This is a genomic window from Corallococcus sp. AB049A, from assembly GCF_003668885.1.
GTDB lineage: Bacteria > Myxococcota > Myxococcia > Myxococcales > Myxococcaceae > Corallococcus > Corallococcus interemptor.
The window spans coordinates 1-17,173 of record NZ_RAWL01000170.1; the positions used below are offsets into that span (position 1 = coordinate 1).

Annotated in this window: 2 protein-coding genes; both read left to right on the forward strand. The window is 69.2% G+C overall.

All coding sequences use genetic code 11. The annotated features are described in order from the left end of the window. On the forward strand, window positions 1–16,751 hold a 16,751-nt coding region (locus D7X55_RS19360; protein WP_147470145.1), incomplete at its 5' end, for a non-ribosomal peptide synthetase. Continuing rightward, window positions 16,748–17,173, forward strand: a 426-nt coding sequence (locus D7X55_RS19365; protein ID WP_147470146.1) for a hypothetical protein, incomplete at its 3' end; no start/stop codon positions are given. The genes D7X55_RS19360 and D7X55_RS19365, both read left to right, overlap by 4 nt.

Below are 17,173 nucleotides of genomic sequence, written 5' to 3' on the forward strand. Positions count from 1 at the left end.
AATCAGGGACGGCCTACGAGCCACCTCGCACGGAGGCGGAGCGCAAGCTGGCGGCCATCTGGGAGGAGGTCCTGCGAGTGCCCCGGGTGGGCGTGAAGGACAACTTCTTCTCCCTGGGCGGACACTCGCTGCTGGCGACGCAGGTGGTATCGCGGATCCGCGCGGAGCTGGGAGTGGAGCTCGCGCTGCGAGTCCTCTTCGAGGCCCCCGTGCTGGAGACCCTGGCCGAGCGGCTGAAAACAGCACCGCGCCAGCTGCACACGACGCTGAATCCCACTGCGCTCGGTGGGCCCGCCCCTCTGTCGTTCGCGCAGCAGCGCCTGTGGTTCATCGATCAGCTGGAGCCGGGCACCTCGCTCTACAACGTCCCTGTCGCGGTGCGCCTGGACGGCGAACTGGATGTGGCCGCCCTGGAAGGAGCCCTGCGTGAAGTCGTGCGTCGTCATGAGTCCCTGCGCACCACGTTCGAGGTGCACGAAGGGCAACCGGCGCAACGCATCCACGCCGAGCCACGTCTTGCGTTGGTGCAGTGCGACCTGCGGGCACTCGGAAGCGAGCAGCGGGAGCAGGAGGTCCGGCGTCAGCTCGGAGTAGAGCTGGCGGAGCCCTTCGACCTGAGCCAGGGACCGCTCATCCGCGCAAGCCTGCTGCGGCTGGGGAGCACGGAGCACGTGCTGCTCGTCACGATGCACCACATCGTGTCCGACGGCTGGTCGCTGGGCGTGCTGATCCGTGAGGTGGGAGCGCTGTACGCCGCCTTCGCGGAAGGCCGCCCGTCACCGCTGCCGGAGCTGTCGCTGCAGTACGCGGGATACGCGGCGTGGCAGCGAGGCTGGTTGCAGGGCGACACGCTCCAGAAGGAAGTGGACTTCTGGAGGAAGAAGCTCGCGGGCGCGCCGCCGGTGCTGGAGCTGCCGACGGATCGGCCGCGTCCGGCGGTGCGAGGCAATGCGGGAGCAGTCCACTCCTTCCTGCTGCCGCCCGCGCTGGCCCAATCGCTGCGGGAGCTGGCCCAGCGCGAGGGTGCCTCGCTGTACATGGTGCTGCTGGCCGGGTGGCAGGCGCTGCTGTCGCGCTATTCGGGACAGGACGACATCAGCGTGGGTTCGCCCATCGCGGGCCGCACGCGCGCGGAGCTGGAAGGGCTCATTGGCTTCTTCGTCAACACGCTGGTGCTGCGAGCCCATGTGGACGGAGAGGCGTCCTTCCGTGAGTTGCTGAAGCAGGTGAGGGGCACGGTGCTGGAGGCCTACGAGCACCAGGAGGTGCCCTTCGAGAAGCTGGTGGAGGCGCTTCAGCCGGAGCGCAGCCGCAGCCACACGCCGCTCTTCCAGTCGATGCTGGCGTTGCAGAACACGCCCGACGGAGAGGCACGGCTCCCCGGGCTGACGATGAAGCCTGTGGACCTGGAGCTTCGTACGTCCAAGTTCGACGTGAGCGTCTACTTCGTGGAGACGCCGCAGGGGCTGAGCGGAACGGTGGAGTACAGCACCGACCTGTTCGAAGCGTCGACGGTGCATCGGATGGTGGAGCACCTGCGCGTGCTGTTGGAGGGTGTGGTGGCGAAGCCGGAGGAGGCGGTAGGCCGGCTGTCCCTGCTCATGCCCGAGGAGCGCCAGCAGGTGCTGGTGACGTGGAACCAGCAGCAGGCGGAGTACGACCGCGACGCGACGATTCCGGCGCTCTTCGAGGCGCAGGCGAAGCGCAGCCCGAATGCGGTGGCCGTGGTGAGCGGCAAGCAGCGGCTGACGTACCGGGAGGTGGAGGCAAGGGCGAACCAGCTGGCGCACCGGTTGCGCAAGCTGGGAGTGGGCCCGGAGTCGCGAGTGGGCCTGTGCGTGGAGCGCACCGCCGACGTGGTGGTGGGAACGCTGGGCATCCTCAAGGCCGGCGGCGCCTATGTACCGCTGGACCCGAGCTACCCGAAGGAGCGCCTGGGCTGGTTGCTGGAGGACGCGCAGGGCCCGGCACTGGTGGCGCACTCGCACCTCTTGGAGTCGTTGCCGTCCTTCAGCGCGCAGGCCGTGTGCCTGGACACGGACGCGACGCTGGCCATGGAGCCGAAGGAGGCGCCAGAGACAGGGCTCCGTCCTGAAAACGTCGCGTACCTCATCTATACGTCAGGAAGTACGGGGCGCCCGAAGGGCGTGGCGGTGACGCACCGGAACGCGGCGGCGTTCCTCGCTTGGGCAAGGGAGACGTTCACGGAGGAAGAGATGAAGGCAGTGCTCGCGGCGACGAGCCTGAACTTCGACCTCTCGGTCTTCGAACTCTTCGCGCCGCTGGTGCGAGGAGGCAGCGTGGTGGTGGTGCGCAATGCGCTGCATCTGGCGGAAGAGAAGCCCGAAGCAGAGGTGACGCTCATCAACACGGTGCCTTCGGCCATGGCGCAACTGGTTCGCCTGGGCGCGGTGCCGCCGTCGGTGAGCGTGGTGAACCTCGCGGGCGAAGCCCTGCCGGAGACGCTGGCCAAGGCCGTCTACGGCATCCCCACGGTGAAGAAGCTCTACAACCTGTACGGTCCGTCGGAAGACACGACGTATTCAACGTGGTCGCTGGTGGGCCGGAATGAAGTGCCCAACATCGGCCGGCCGCTCACCAACACGCGGGCGTATGTGTTGGACAAGTACCTCCAACCGGTGCCGGTAGGCGTGGCGGGAGAGCTGTTCCTAGCGGGCGAAGGCCAGGCGCGCGGTTACCTGCTGAGGCCCGAACTGACGGCGGAGAAGTTCCTGCCAGAGGTCTACGGTCCGGAAGGCAGCCGCATGTACCGCACGGGAGACCGCGTGCGGTACCGCGCGGACGGCGTGCTGGAGTACCTGGGGCGTATCGACTTCCAGGTGAAGGTGCGCGGCTTCCGCATCGAACTGGGCGAAGTCGAAGCAGCCCTGCGCCAGCAGGAGGCCGTAAAGGAAGCCGTGGTGGTGGCGAAGGGGGAGGGTGCGGAGAAGCGCCTCGTCGCATACGTGGCACCGAAGGCCGGCGCGACGTTGGAGGCAGAGGCCCTGAAGGCCAGCCTGCGTCAGCGATTGCCGGAGTACATGGTGCCCGGAGCAGTGGTGGTGCTGGAGGCGCTGCCGCTCAATGCCAACGGCAAGGTGGACCGCAAGGCCCTGCCGGAGCCGGAGGCACCGACGGCCAGAAGCACCTACGTGGCCCCGCGCACGGAAGTCGAAGCGAAGCTGGCGGCCATCTGGGCGGAGGTGTTGCGAATCCCCCAGGTGGGCGTGAAGGACGACTTCTTCGCGCTGGGTGGCCACTCGCTGCTGGTGACGCAGGTGGTGTCGCGGATCCGGGCGGAGACGGGCGTGGAGCTGCCGCTGCGCGCGCTCTTCGACGCGCCCACCCTCGAGGCCCTGGCCCAACGGATGGGGACGGCGAGCCGCGTCCAGAGCTCGCTGCTGGGCGACTCGCTCATGGGCACGCTCCCGCCGCTGTCGTTCGCGCAGCAGCGGCTGTGGTTCATCGACCAGATGGATCCCGGGACGGCGCTCTACAACGTGCCCGTGGCGGTGCGGCTGGTGGGAACGCTGGACGTCGCGGCCCTGGAGCGGGCCCTGAACGAGGTCGTGCGCCGGCACGACTCGCTGCGGACCACCTTCGAGGAGCGCGGCGGTCAGGCCATCCAGGTCATCCATCCCACCCTGTCGCTGGAGCTGGGCCGGGAGGACCTGCGCTCCGTTGACGAAGCCCACCGCCAGAAGGAGGCCCGCCGGCAGGTGGAGCAGGAGATGCTCCGTCCCTTCGACCTGGGCCGAGGGCCGTTGATCCGCACCCGGCTGTTCACGCTCAAGGAGCGTGAGCACGTCCTCGTGGTGACGATGCACCACATCGTGTCGGATGGCTGGTCGCTGGGTGTGTTGATCCGCGAGCTGGGCGCGCTCTACGCGGCCTTCTCCTCCGGGCAGCTGTCACCGCTGCCAGAGTTGCCCGTGCAGTACACGCGCTACGCCGCCTGGCAGCGCGACCGGCTCCAGGGGGAGGTCCTGGAGCGGCAGGTGGACTACTGGAAGCGGAAGCTCGGCGGCGCGCCGCCGGTGCTGGAGCTGCCCACGGACCGCCCGCGTTCACCCGAGCGGGGCATCGGGGGCGCGACGTACGCCTTCACCCTCTCCCGGTCGCTGACGGGGGAACTCAAGGCCCTGGCCCAGCGTGAGGGGGCGTCGCTGTACATGGTGCTGCTGGCGGCCTGGCAGGTGCTGATGGCGCGCTACAGCGGCCAGCAGGACATCAGCGTGGGCTCGCCCATCGCGGGCCGCATGCGCGCGGAGCTGGAGGGGCTCATCGGCTTCTTCGTCAACACGCTCGTGCTGCGCGCGAACGTGGACGGCGCCCTGACCTTCCGGCAGCTGCTCGCCCAGGTGCGCGAAACGGTGCTGGACGCGTACGAGCACCAGGAGGTCCCGTTCGAGAAGCTGGTGGAGGTCCTCCAGCCCGAGCGCAGCCGCAGCCACACGCCGCTGTTCCAGACGATGCTGGCCCTCCAGAACATGCCGATGAACGAGCTGCGGCTGCCGGACCTGTCGCTGCTGCCGGTGGAGGTGGAGAACCCCATCGCCAAGTTCGACCTCAGCGTGTCGTTCATGGAGATCCCCAACGGACTCTCCGGCATGTTGGAGTACAGCACGGAACTGTTCGACGCGGGCACCATCCAGCGGCTGGTCGCGCACCTGCTCACGCTGATCGAGGCAGGGGTGGAGCGCCCGGACACGCGCGTGTCCCGCCTGCCCCTGCTGACCGCCGCCGAGCGCCGCGACATGCTGGTGGAGTGGAACGCCACGCGCGCGCCGTTCCCCGAAGCGTGCATGCATTCGCTCTTCGAGGCACAGGTCCGTCGCGCGCCGGACGCCGTGGCCGCGGTCTTCGAAGGGACGCAGCTGACGTACGCGCAGTTGGATGCACGCGCCAACCAGCTCGCCCATGGCCTGCGCCGTCGTGGCGTAGGCCCGGAGGTCCGCGTCGCCCTCGGTGTCGAGCGCTCCCTCGATATCGTCATTGGCCTCCTCGGCATCCTGAAGGCCGGTGGCGCCTGGGTGCCCGTGGATCCGCTGCTGCCCCGGGAGCGCCTGGCCTTCATGCTGGAGGACAGCGCGGCGCAGGTGCTCGTCACCCAGCAGCCGCTGGTGGATCGCTTCCCGGAGGCGCTGCATGCCCGAGCGCTCTGCCTGGACACCGAGCGCGAGTCGCTGGCGAAGGAGCCGGCGGACGCTCCCGTGACGGGCGTGACACCCGGGAACCTGGCGTATCTGCTGTACACGTCGGGCAGCACGGGCACGCCCAAGGGCACGGCGGTGGAGCACCGCGGTGTGGCCAACCTGGTCACCCACGAAGCGGTGGCGTACGGCATCGGCCCTGGCAGCCGCGTGTTGCAGTTCGCCAGCCTCAGCTTCGACCTGTCCGTGGAGGAGATCTTCACCACGCTCTGCAACGGGGCGACGCTGGTGCTCGCGCCGCTGGAGAAGCTGATGCCGGGCGAACCGCTGCCCGTGCTGCTGCGTGAGCAGGGGTTGAGCGTCGTCAGCCTCACCCCCGCGGCGCTGGCGGCCACGTCGTCGGACGGGTTGCCCCACGTGCGCACCGTCATCTCCGGCGGTGACGCCCTGCCCGCGGACGTCGTCGCGCGGTGGGCTCCGGGAAGGCGCCTGCTCAATACGTACGGCCCGACGGAGGCCACCGTCATCGCCACCCTGGGCGAGGTGGCGGCGGATGGCGATGCGCCGTCCATCGGCAAGCCGCTGGCGAACGTGCGCGTCTACGTGCTCGATCCGTACGGGCAGCCGGTGCCCAGGGGCGTGCGCGGTGAGCTGCACATTGGTGGCGTGGGCGTGGCGCGCGGGTACGCCGGGCGTCCGGGCCTCACCGCCGAACGCTTCATCCCGGATGCATTCTCCTCCACTCCGGGCGCCCGTCTCTACCGCACGGGGGACGTGGTGCGCTGGCGCGTGGACGGCCAGCTGGAGTTCGTCGGCCGCCTGGACTTCCAGGTGAAGCTGCGTGGTTTCCGCATCGAGCTGGGCGAGGTCGAGGCCACGCTCGCGCGGCAGCCGGGCGTGAGCGAGGCCGTGGTGCGGGTGTGGGGCGACGGCGCCGACAAGCGGCTCGTGGGCTACGTCGTGGCGAAGGACGGCCACGCGCTGGACGTGGACACGCTGCGCACGGGCCTGCGCCAGGGGATGCCGGAGTACATGGTCCCCGCGGTGCTGATGGTGCTGGACGCCCTGCCGCTCAACGCGAACGGCAAGGTGGACCGCAAGGTGCTGCCGGAGCCGGAGGCCGCCCGAGGGGGCGATGCCTACGTGGCCCCGCGCACCGTGACGGAGGCGAAGCTCGCGGCCGCCTGGGCGGAGGTGCTGCGCCTGGAGCGCGTGGGCGTGAAGGACAACTTCTTCGCGCTGGGAGGCCACTCGCTGCTGGCGACTCAGGTGGTGTCGCGCCTCCGCACGTCGCTGGGGGTGGAGCTGCCGCTGCGCCTGCTGTTCGAGGCCCCCACCGTGGAGGCGCTGGCACAGCGCATCGAGCAGTTGGGCCGCTCCGGCGTGCCCACGCTGAGCGCCGGGGTTCGTCCGGTGTCGCTGCCGTTGTCGTTCGCGCAGCAGCGCCTGTGGTTCATCGACCAGCTGGAGCCGGGCAGCTCGCTCTACAACGTGCCCTCCGTGGTGCGGCTGGAGGGCGACCTGAACGCCTCGGCGCTGGAACAGTCGCTGCGGGAGGTCGTGCAGCGGCACGAAGCCCTGCGCACGACGTTCGAGGAGGAGGCGGGCCAGCCCGTCCAGCGCATCCATGCGTCCGTGGACGTGCCATTGGTCACCGTGGACCTGTCGGCCGCCGGGGCCGAGCGGGAGGACGTGGCCCGGCAGCGGGTGCTGGAGGAGATGGCGAAGCCCTTTGACCTGATGCGGGGGCCGGTCCTGCGAGCGCTGCTGGTGCGCCTGGACGCGCGCGACCACCTGCTCGTCATCTCGATGCATCACATCGTGTCGGACGGCTGGTCCGTGAGCGTCCTGCTCCGCGAGCTGGGGGCGCTGTACACCGCGCGGGCAAGCGGCCATGCCCTGGCACTGCCGCCGCTGCCGGTGCAGTACGCGGACTACGCGGCCTGGCAGCGCGACTGGCTGCGGGATGAGACCCTGGCGCGCGAGGTAGACTACTGGAAGCAGCAGCTGGCCGGAGCGCCGCCGGTGCTGGAGCTGCCCACGGACCGCCCGCGTCCGGCGGTGCGCACCAACGCCGGCACGACGCTGGGCTTCATGCTGCCGCTGGAGCTGTCCCAGCGGTTGAGCACGCTGGCCCGGAATGAGGGCGCATCGCTGTACATGGTGCTGCTGGCGGGGTGGCAGGTGCTGCTGTCGCGCTACTCGGGACAGGACGACATCAGCGTGGGTTCGCCCATCGCGGGTCGCACGCGCTCGGAGGTGGAGGGGCTGATTGGCTTCTTCGTCAACACGCTCGTGCTGCGCACCCAGGTGGATGGAGACCCATCCTTCCGCGCGCTGCTCACGCGGGTGCGGGAGAGGGTGTTGGGCGCGTACGAGCACCAGGAGGTGCCCTTCGAGAAGCTGGTGGAGGCGCTTCAGCCGGAGCGCAGCCTCAGTCACTCGCCGCTGTTCCAGTCGTTGATGTCGCTCCAGAACGTGCCCGTCGAGGAGTCCCATCTCCCTGGGCTGGTGCTCAAGCCGGTGAGCTTTGAGGGCCGCACGTCGAAGTTCGACCTGAGCCTCTTCTTCTCGGAGACGCCGGACGGGCTGAGCGGAGCAGTGGAGTACAGCACCGACCTGTTCGAAGCGTCGACGGTGCGCCGGATGGTGGAGCACCTGCGCGTGCTGTTGGAGGGTGTGGTCGCGAAGCCGGAGGAGGCGGTAGGCCGGTTGCCCCTGCTCACGCCCGAGGAGCGCCAGCAGGTGCTGGTGACGTGGAATCAGCGGCAGGCGGAGTACGACCGCGACGCGACGATTCCAGCGCTCTTCGAGGCGCAGGCGAAGCGCACTCCGAACGCGGTGGCCGTGGTGAGCGGCAAGCAGCGGCTGACGTACCGGGAGGTGGAGGCGAGGGCGAACCAGCTGGCGCACCGGTTGCGCAAGCTGGGCGTAGGCCCTGAGTCGCGAGTGGGCTTGTGCGTGGAGCGCACCGCCGACGTGGTGGTGGGAACGCTGGGCATCCTGAAGGCAGGCGGCGCGTACGTGCCGTTGGACCCGAGCTACCCGAAGGAGCGCCTGGGCTGGTTGCTGGAGGATGCGCAAGGCCCAGCGCTGGTGGCGCACTCGCACCTCTTGGAGTCACTGCCCGCCTTCAGCGCGCAGGCCGTGTGCCTGGACCGCGAGGAAGAGTGGGCCGAAGAGTCCTGCTGCCCGCCGATGTCGGAAGTGCGCCCGGAGAATGTGGCGTACCTCATCTACACGTCGGGAAGTACGGGGCGCCCGAAGGGCGTGGCGGTGACGCACCGGAACGCAGTGGCCTTCCTCGCGTGGGCAACGGAGACGTTCACGGAGGAGGAGACGAAGGCAGTGCTCGCGGCGACGAGCCTCAACTTTGACCTGTCGGTGTTTGAGTTGTTCGCGCCGCTGGTGAGAGGCGGCAGCGTGGTGGTGGTGCGCAACGCCCTGCACCTGGCGGAAGAGAAGCCCGAGGCGGACATCACCCTCATCAACACGGTGCCTTCGGCGATGGCGCAGTTGGTACGCCTGAACGCGGTGCCGCCGTCCGTGCAGGTCATCAACCTCGCGGGCGAAGCCCTGCCGGAGACGTTGGCCAAAGCCGTCTACGCGGTGCCGACGGTGAAGAAGCTCTACAACCTCTACGGTCCGTCGGAAGACACGACGTACTCGACGTGGTCGCTGGTGGGCCGGAATGAGGTGCCCAACATCGGACGGCCTCTCACCAACACGCGGGCGTACGTGCTGGACAAGTACCTCCAGCCGGTGCCGGTGGGCGTGGCGGGGGAACTGTACCTCGCGGGCGAGGGGCAGGCGCGCGGCTACCTGCTAAGGCCAGAGCTCACGGCGGAGAAGTTCCTGCCAGAGGTCTACGGTCCGGAAGGCAGCCGCATGTACCGCACGGGAGACCGCGTGCGGTACCGCGCGGACGGCGTGCTGGAGTACCTGGGGCGTATCGACTTCCAGGTGAAGGTGCGCGGCTTCCGCATCGAGCTGGGCGAAGTGGAGTCAGCGCTGCGCCAGCAAGAGGCCGTGAAGGAAGCCGTGGTGGTGGCGAAGGGGGAGGGCGCTGAGAAGCGCCTCATCGCATACGTGGCACCGAAGGCCGGCACGACGCTGGAAGCAGAAGCCCTGAAGGCCAGCCTGCGTCAGCGGTTGCCGGAGTACATGGTGCCCGGAGCGCTGGTGGTGCTGGAGGCCCTGCCGCTCAACTCCAACGGCAAGGTGGACCGCAAGGCCCTGCCGGAGCCGGAGGCACCGACGGCCGGAAGCACCTACGTGGCCCCGCGCACGGAAGTCGAAGCGAAGCTGGCGACCATCTGGGCGGAGGTGCTGCGAGTCCCCCAGGTCGGCGTGAAGGACGACTTCTTCGCGCTGGGTGGCCACTCGCTGCTGGCGACGCAGGTGGTGTCACGGGTGCGCGCGGAGACGGGCGCGGAGCTGCCGCTGCGTGCCCTGTTCGAAGCACCCACGGTGGAGACCCTTTCCCGCAAGCTGGAGAAGGCCGGACGCGCGAAGGCCCCCGCCCTCGTGCCCGTGTCACGGGATGCACCGCTGCCGCTGTCGTTCGCGCAGCAGCGCCTGTGGTTTATCGATCTGCTGGAGCCGGGCAGCTCGCTCTACAACGTGCCCATCGCGGTACGGCTGGAGGGCGACCTGAACGTGGCGGTCCTGGAACAGTCGCTGCGGGAGCTCGTACGCCGTCACGAAGCCCTGCGCACGACGTTCGAGGAGGAGGAGGGCCAGCCTGTTCAGCGCATCCACGAGTCCGTGGACATGCCGTTGGACACCGTGGACCTGTCGGCCTTCGGGGCTGAGCGGGAGAACGTAGCCCGGCAGCAGGTGCTGGAGGAGATGGCGAAGCCCTTCGACCTGAGGCGGGAACCGCTCCTCCGCGCCCGCCTGCTGAAGCTCGATACTCGCGAGCATGTACTCGTCATCACGATGCATCACATCGTGTCGGACGGATGGTCGCTCGGGGTGTTGATCCGCGAAGTGGGGACGCTCTACGCGGCGTTCGTGCAGGGGCAGCCCTCGCCGCTGCCGGAGCTGCCGGTGCAGTACGCGGACTACGCGGCCTGGCAGCGAGGCTGGTTGCAGGGCGCGACGCTCCAGCAGGAGGTGGATTACTGGAAGCAGAAGCTCGCCGGGGCGCCGCCGGTGCTGGAGCTGCCCACGGACCGCCCACGTCCGGTGGTGCGCACCAACGCCGGCACGACGCTGGGCTTCATGCTGCCGCTGGAGCTGTCCCAGCGGTTGAGCACGCTGGCCCGGAATGAGGGCGCATCGCTGTACATGGTGCTGCTGGCGGGGTGGCAGGTGCTGCTGTCGCGCTACAGCGGCCAGCAGGACATCAGCGTGGGTTCACCCATCGCGGGCCGCACGCGCTCGGAGGTGGAAGGACTCATCGGCTTCTTCGTCAACACGCTGGTGCTGCGCACGGACCTGTCCGGAGACCCCGGCTTCCGCAGCCTGCTCCAGCAGGTGCGCGAGACGGTCCTGGAGGCGCAGGAGCACCAGGAGGTGCCCTTCGAGAAGCTGGTGGAGGCGCTGCAACCCGAGCGCAGCCGCAGCCACACGCCGTTGTTCCAGACGCTGCTGGCGCTCCAGAACGTGCCTGTCGGTGAAGCCCGGCTGCCCGGCATGACGCTCAAGCCCGTGGAGTTCGCGGGAGGAACGTCGAAGTTCGACCTGAGCCTCTTCTTCTCGGAGACGCCGGACGGGCTGAGCGGAACGGTGGAGTACAGCACCGACCTGTTCGAAGCGTCGACGGTGCGCCGGATGGTGGAGCACCTGCGCGTGCTGTTGGAGGGTGTGGTCGCGAAGCCGGAGGAGGCGGTAGGCCGGTTGCCCCTGCTCATGCCCGAGGAGCGCCAGCAGGTGCTGGTGACGTGGAATCAGCGGCAGGCGGAGTACGACCGCGACGCGACGATTCCAGCGCTCTTCGAGGCGCAGGCGAAGCGCACTCCGAACGCGGTGGCCGTGGTGAGCGGCAAGCAGCGGCTGACGTACCGGGAGGTGGAGGCGAGGGCGAACCAGCTGGCGCACCGGTTGCGCAAGCTGGGCGTAGGCCCTGAGTCGCGAGTGGGCTTGTGCGTGGAGCGCACCGCCGACGTGGTGGTGGGAACGCTGGGCATCCTGAAGGCAGGCGGCGCGTACGTGCCGCTGGATCCGAGCTACCCCAAGGAGCGACTGGGCTGGTTGCTGGAGGACGCGCAGGGCCCGGCGCTGGTGGCGCACTCGCACCTCTTGGAGTCACTGCCCGCCTTCAGCGCGCAGGCCGTGTGCCTGGACCGTGAGGAGGAGTGGGTGGAGGAGTCCTGCTGCCCGCTGACGTCGGAAGTGCGTCCGGAGAACGTGGCGTACCTCATCTACACGTCGGGAAGCACGGGCCGCCCGAAGGGCGTGGCGGTGACGCACCGGAACGCGGCGGCCTTCCTCGCATGGGCGACGGAGACGTTCACGGAGGAGGAGACGAAGGCGGTGCTCGCGGCGACGAGCCTCAACTTCGACTTGTCGGTGTTTGAGTTGTTCGCGCCGCTGGTGAGAGGCGGCAGCGTGGTGGTGGTGCGTAATGCCCTGCACCTGGCGGAAGAGAAGCCAGATGCCGACATCACCCTCATCAACACGGTGCCTTCGGCGATGGCGCAGTTGGTACGCCTAGGGGCGGTACCGCCATCAGTGCAGGTCATCAACCTCGCGGGCGAAGCCCTGCCGGAGACGCTGGCGAAGGCCGTCTACGGCATCCCTACGGTGCGCAAGCTGTACAACCTCTACGGCCCGTCGGAAGACACGACGTACTCAACGTGGTCGCTGGTGGGCCGCAATGAGGTGCCCAACATCGGCCGGCCGCTCACCAACACACGGACGTACGTGCTGGACAAGTACCTCCAGCCGGTGCCGGTAGGCGTGGCCGGAGAGCTGTTCCTCGCGGGCGAAGGCCAGGCGCGCGGCTACCTGCTGAGGCCGGAACTGACGGCGGAGAAGTTCCTGCCAGAGGTCTACGGGCCTGAAGGCAGCCGCATGTACCGCACGGGAGACCGGGTGCGGTACCGCGCGGATGGCGTGCTGGAGTACCTGGGCCGCGTGGACTTCCAGGTGAAGGTGCGTGGCTTCCGCATCGAGCTGGGCGAAGTGGAGTCCGCGCTGCGCCAGCAGGAGGCCGTGAAGGACGCAGTCGTCGTCGCGAAGGGGGAGGGTGCGGAGAAGCGCCTTGTCGCATACGTGGCACCGAAGGCCGGAGCGACGCTGGAAGCAGAGGCCCTGAAGGCCAGCCTGCGTCAGCGGTTGCCGGAGTACATGGTGCCCGGGGCACTGGTGGTGCTGGAGGCGCTGCCGCTCAACTCCAATGGCAAGGTGGACCGCAAGGCCCTGCCGGAGCCGGAGGCACCGACGGCCGGAAGCACCTACGTGGCACCGCGCACGGAGACTGAAGCGAAGCTGGCATCCATCTGGGCGGAGGTCCTGCGAGTCCCCCAGGTGGGCGTGAAGGACGACTTCTTCGCGCTGGGCGGTCACTCACTGCTGGCGACGCAGGTGGTGTCTCGGGTGCGCGCGGAGACGGGCGCGGAGCTGCCGCTACGCGCGCTGTTCGAAGCACCCACGGTGGAAACCCTCTCCCGCAAGCTGGAGAAGGCCGGACGCGCGAAGGCACCCGCCCTCGTGCCCGTGTCACGAGACGCACCGCTACCGCTGTCGTTCGCGCAGCAGCGCCTCTGGTTCATCGATCAACTGGAGCCGGGCACGGCGCTCTACAACGTGCCCATCGCGGTCCGCCTGGAAGGCGACCTGGACGTGGCGGTCCTGGAACAGGCCCTTCGTGAAGTCGTGCACCGTCATGAGGCCCTGCGCACGACGTTCGTCGCGGGCAACCCCGAGCCGGAGCAACGGCCCTCGCCCGATAGCGTCTTCACTGTGGCGGTGGAGGACCTGACGTCGAACACCGCCGCGCTCCAGAAGCGCGTGGAGCAGGAGGTGCTGCGACCCTTCGAGCTGGCACACGGTCCGCTCCTCCGCGCCCGCCTGCTGAAGCTCGACGCGCGCGAGCACGTGCTCGTCGTCACGATGCACCACATCGTGTCGGACGGGTGGTCGCTCGGCGTGTTGATCCGCGAAGTGGGTGCGCTCTACGCGGCGTTCGTGCAGGGGCAGCCCTCGCCGCTGCCGGAGCTGCCGGTGCAGTACGCGGACTACGCGGCGTGGCAGCGCGGCTGGTTGCAGGGCGCGACGCTCCAGCGGGAGGTGGATTACTGGAAGCAGAAGCTCGCCGGTGCGCCGCCGGTGCTGGAGCTGCCCACGGACCGTCCCCGTCCCGCCGTGCGCGGAAACGCGGGAGCGAACCATGGCTTCCTCTGGCCGCAATCGCTGGTCCAGGGACTCAAGAGCCTCGCGCAGCGCGAAGGGGCCTCGTTGTACATGGTGCTCCTGGCCGGATGGCAGGTGCTGCTGTCACGCTACAGCGGACAGCAGGACATCAGCGTGGGTTCACCCATCGCGGGCCGCACGCGCTCGGAGGTGGAGGGACTCATCGGCTTCTTCGTCAACACGCTGGTGCTGCGCACGGACCTGTCCGGAGACCCCGGCTTCCGGAGCCTGCTCCAGCAGGTTCGCGAGACGGTCCTGGAGGCGCAGGAGCACCAGGAGGTGCCCTTCGAGAAGCTGGTGGAGGCGCTGCAACCCGAGCGCAGCCGCAGCCACACGCCGCTGTTCCAGACGCTCCTGGCGCTCCAGAACGTGCCCGTCGGTGAAGCCCGGCTGCCCGGCATGACGCTCAAGCCCGTGGAGTTCGCGGGAGGAACGTCGAAGTTCGACCTGAGCGTCTTCTTCGTGGAGACTGCGGAGGGCGTGAGCGGAACGCTGGAGTACAGCACCGACCTGTTCGATGCCGCGACGGTGCACCGGATGGTGGAGCACCTGCGCGTGTTGCTGGAAGGCGTGGTGGCGAAGCCAGAGGAGTCGGTAGGCCGGCTGCCCCTGCTCACGCCTGAGGAGCGCCAGCAGGTGCTGGTGACGTGGAACCAGCTGCAAGCGGAGTACGACCGGGACGCGACGATTCCGCGCTTCTTTGATGCGCAGGCGAAGCGCACCCCGGATGCCATCGCCGTGGTGAGCGGCAAGCAGCGGCTGACGTACCGGGAGGTGGAGGCGAGGGCGAACCAACTGGCGCACCGGTTGCGCAAGCTGGGCGTCGGCCCGGAGTCGCGAGTCGGTCTGTGCGTGGAGCGCACCGCCGATGTGGTGGTGGGGACACTGGGCATCCTCAAGGCTGGCGGCGCGTACGTCCCGTTGGATCCGAGCTACCCGAAGGAGCGCCTGGGCTGGCTGCTGGAGGACGCGCAAGGCCCGGCGCTGGTGGCGCACTCGCACCTGTTGGAGTCGCTGCCCGCCTTCAGCGCGCAGGCCGTATGCCTGGACACGGACGCGACGCTGGCCATGGAGCCGAAGGAGACGCCGGAGACAGGGCTCCGTCCTGAAAACGTCGCGTACCTCATCTACACGTCGGGAAGCACGGGCCGCCCGAAGGGCGTGGCGGTCACGCACCGGAACGCGGCGGCCTTCCTCGCCTGGGCAACGGAGACCTTCACCGAGGAGGAGACGAAGGCGGTGCTCGCGGCGACGAGCCTCAACTTCGACCTCTCCGTCTTCGAACTCTTCGCGCCGCTGGTGAGGGGCGGCAGCGTGGTGGTGGTGCGCAACGCCCTGCACCTGGTGGAGGAGAAGCCCGAAGCGGACATCACCCTCATCAACACGGTGCCTTCGGCGATGGCGCAACTGGTGCGCTTGAACGCCGTGCCGCCGTCGGTTCGCGTGGTGAATCTCGCGGGCGAAGCCCTACCGGAGACGCTGGCGAAGGCCGTCTACGGCATCCCCACGGTGCGCAAGCTGTACAACCTCTATGGCCCGTCCGAAGACACGACGTACTCAACGTGGTCGCTGGTCGGCCGGAATGAGGTGCCGAACATCGGCCGGCCGCTGACGAACACGCGGGCATACGTGCTGGACAAGTACCTCCAGCCGGTGCCGGTGGGCGTGGCCGGAGAGCTGTTCCTCGCGGGCGAAGGCCAGGCGCGCGGCTACCTGCTGAGGCCGGAACTCACGGCGGAGAAGTTCCTGCCAGAGGTCTACGGTCCGGAAGGCAGCCGCATGTACCGCACGGGAGACCGCGTGCGTTTCCGCGCGGACGGCGTGCTGGAGTACCTGGGGCGTATCGACTTCCAGGTGAAGGTGCGCGGCTTCCGCATCGAATTGGGCGAAGTCGAAGCAGCCCTGCGCCAGCAGGAGGCCGTAAAGGAAGCCGTGGTGGTGGCGAAGGGGGAGGGTGCGGAGAAGCGCCTCGTCGCATACGTGGCACCGAAGGCCGGCGCGACGCTCGAAGCAGAAGCCCTGAAGGCCAGTCTGCGCCAACGGCTGCCGGAGTACATGGTGCCCGGGGCGCTGGTGGTGCTGGGCGCGCTGCCGCTCACGGCCAACGGCAAGGTGGATCGCAAGGCCCTGCCAGACCCGGACGTCACCGCGTCCCAGTCCGAGCACTTCGTCGCACCCCGTGACGCGCTGGAGTCCCAGCTCGTGGCGGTGTGGGAAGAGGTCCTGGGCGTGAAGCCCATCGGCGTGCGCACCAGCTTCTTCGCGCTGGGAGGCCACTCGCTGCTCGCGGTCCGCCTGATGGCCGCGCTGCGCGAACAGCTGGGCCGCGAGGTCCCCCTGGCCGCGCTCTTCCAGCATCCCACCGTGGAGGAGCTGGCGAAGCTGCTGCGCGCGGAGACGGAGACGTGGTCGCCGCTCGTCCCGCTGGAGAAGGGCGACGCGGGCCGCCGGCCCCTGTTCCTCGTCCATCCGGGTGGCGGCAACGTGCTCGCGTACCCGGAGCTGGCGCGGCTCCTCGGTCCCCACCAGCCTGTCTTCGGCATCCAGGCACGTGGCCTCCAGGCCGGCCATGCCGTGGTGGAGACCGTGGAGGAGATGGCCACCCTGTACGCGGACGCCATCCGCGCGGAGCAGCCGGAAGGGCCGTACCTCCTCGCGGGCTGGTCGCTCGGCGGCGTCATCGCCTTCGAGATGGCCCGCCAACTGCGCGCGCAGGGCCAGGCCGTGGGGCTGCTGGCGCTGGTGGACGCCTACGTCCCCGGCATCGGAGCCCCCTCCGGTGACGCCCCCACGAAGGCCCCCGACGCCAGCACGCGCGTCGCCTTCGCCCAGACGGTGGCCCAGGCCTTCGCGCTGAGCCTGCCCGTGTCCGACGAGGCCCTGGAGCGCATGGACGACGAATCCATGCTGGGGACGCTCCTCGCCGTGGGCGTCCAGGCCGGCCTCCTGGAGGAGGCGACGGGCCGCGAGCAATTGCGCGCCCTGTTCCGCGTCTACCAGGCCAACCTGCGCGCCATGGACCGCTACGTCCCCAGCCCCTACGACGGACCGGCGCTGCTGCTGGCCGCTGAAGCGAACCCCACCTCCGGGGTGCCCCGCCACCGCGGCTGGGAGCCCTTCGTCCGGGGGGGACTGGACGTGAGGGACGTCCCTGGGGGACACCATCAACTCATGCAGGACCCGTACGTGCGGCACGTGGCCACGCTGTTGCGCCAGGCCCTGGAGGACAAGTCATGACCATTGAAACATCCGAGACATCCAGCGGCGGCTCTCCGTGGCCCAGCCGCATCATCCTGACCATCTGGTTCGTGTGCTTCTCCGTGGGCTCGCTGGTCCACATCCTCATCGTGGCGAAGTACGGCCTCTTCGCGAATGATCCGGCGGATCCGCTGCCCATGCCGTTCGTCGTCGTGAACGAGCTCTTCACGGTGCTCAACCCGCTCACCATCGCGCTGCTCATCTTCAAGCGGCGCGCGGGCATCCTCTCCGCGCTGGGCGTGGTGGCGCTCGTCTACGTCCTCAACCTGGCCCTGATGGTGTGGTTCTGGACCGCGAAGCAGCACCTGCACGTCGCCTGGCTGTACCTCAACGGGTCCATGGGCGTGTTCATGGCCCTGACCGCGAAGCGCCTGTGGCGGGACGCCCCCGAGGCGAAGGCC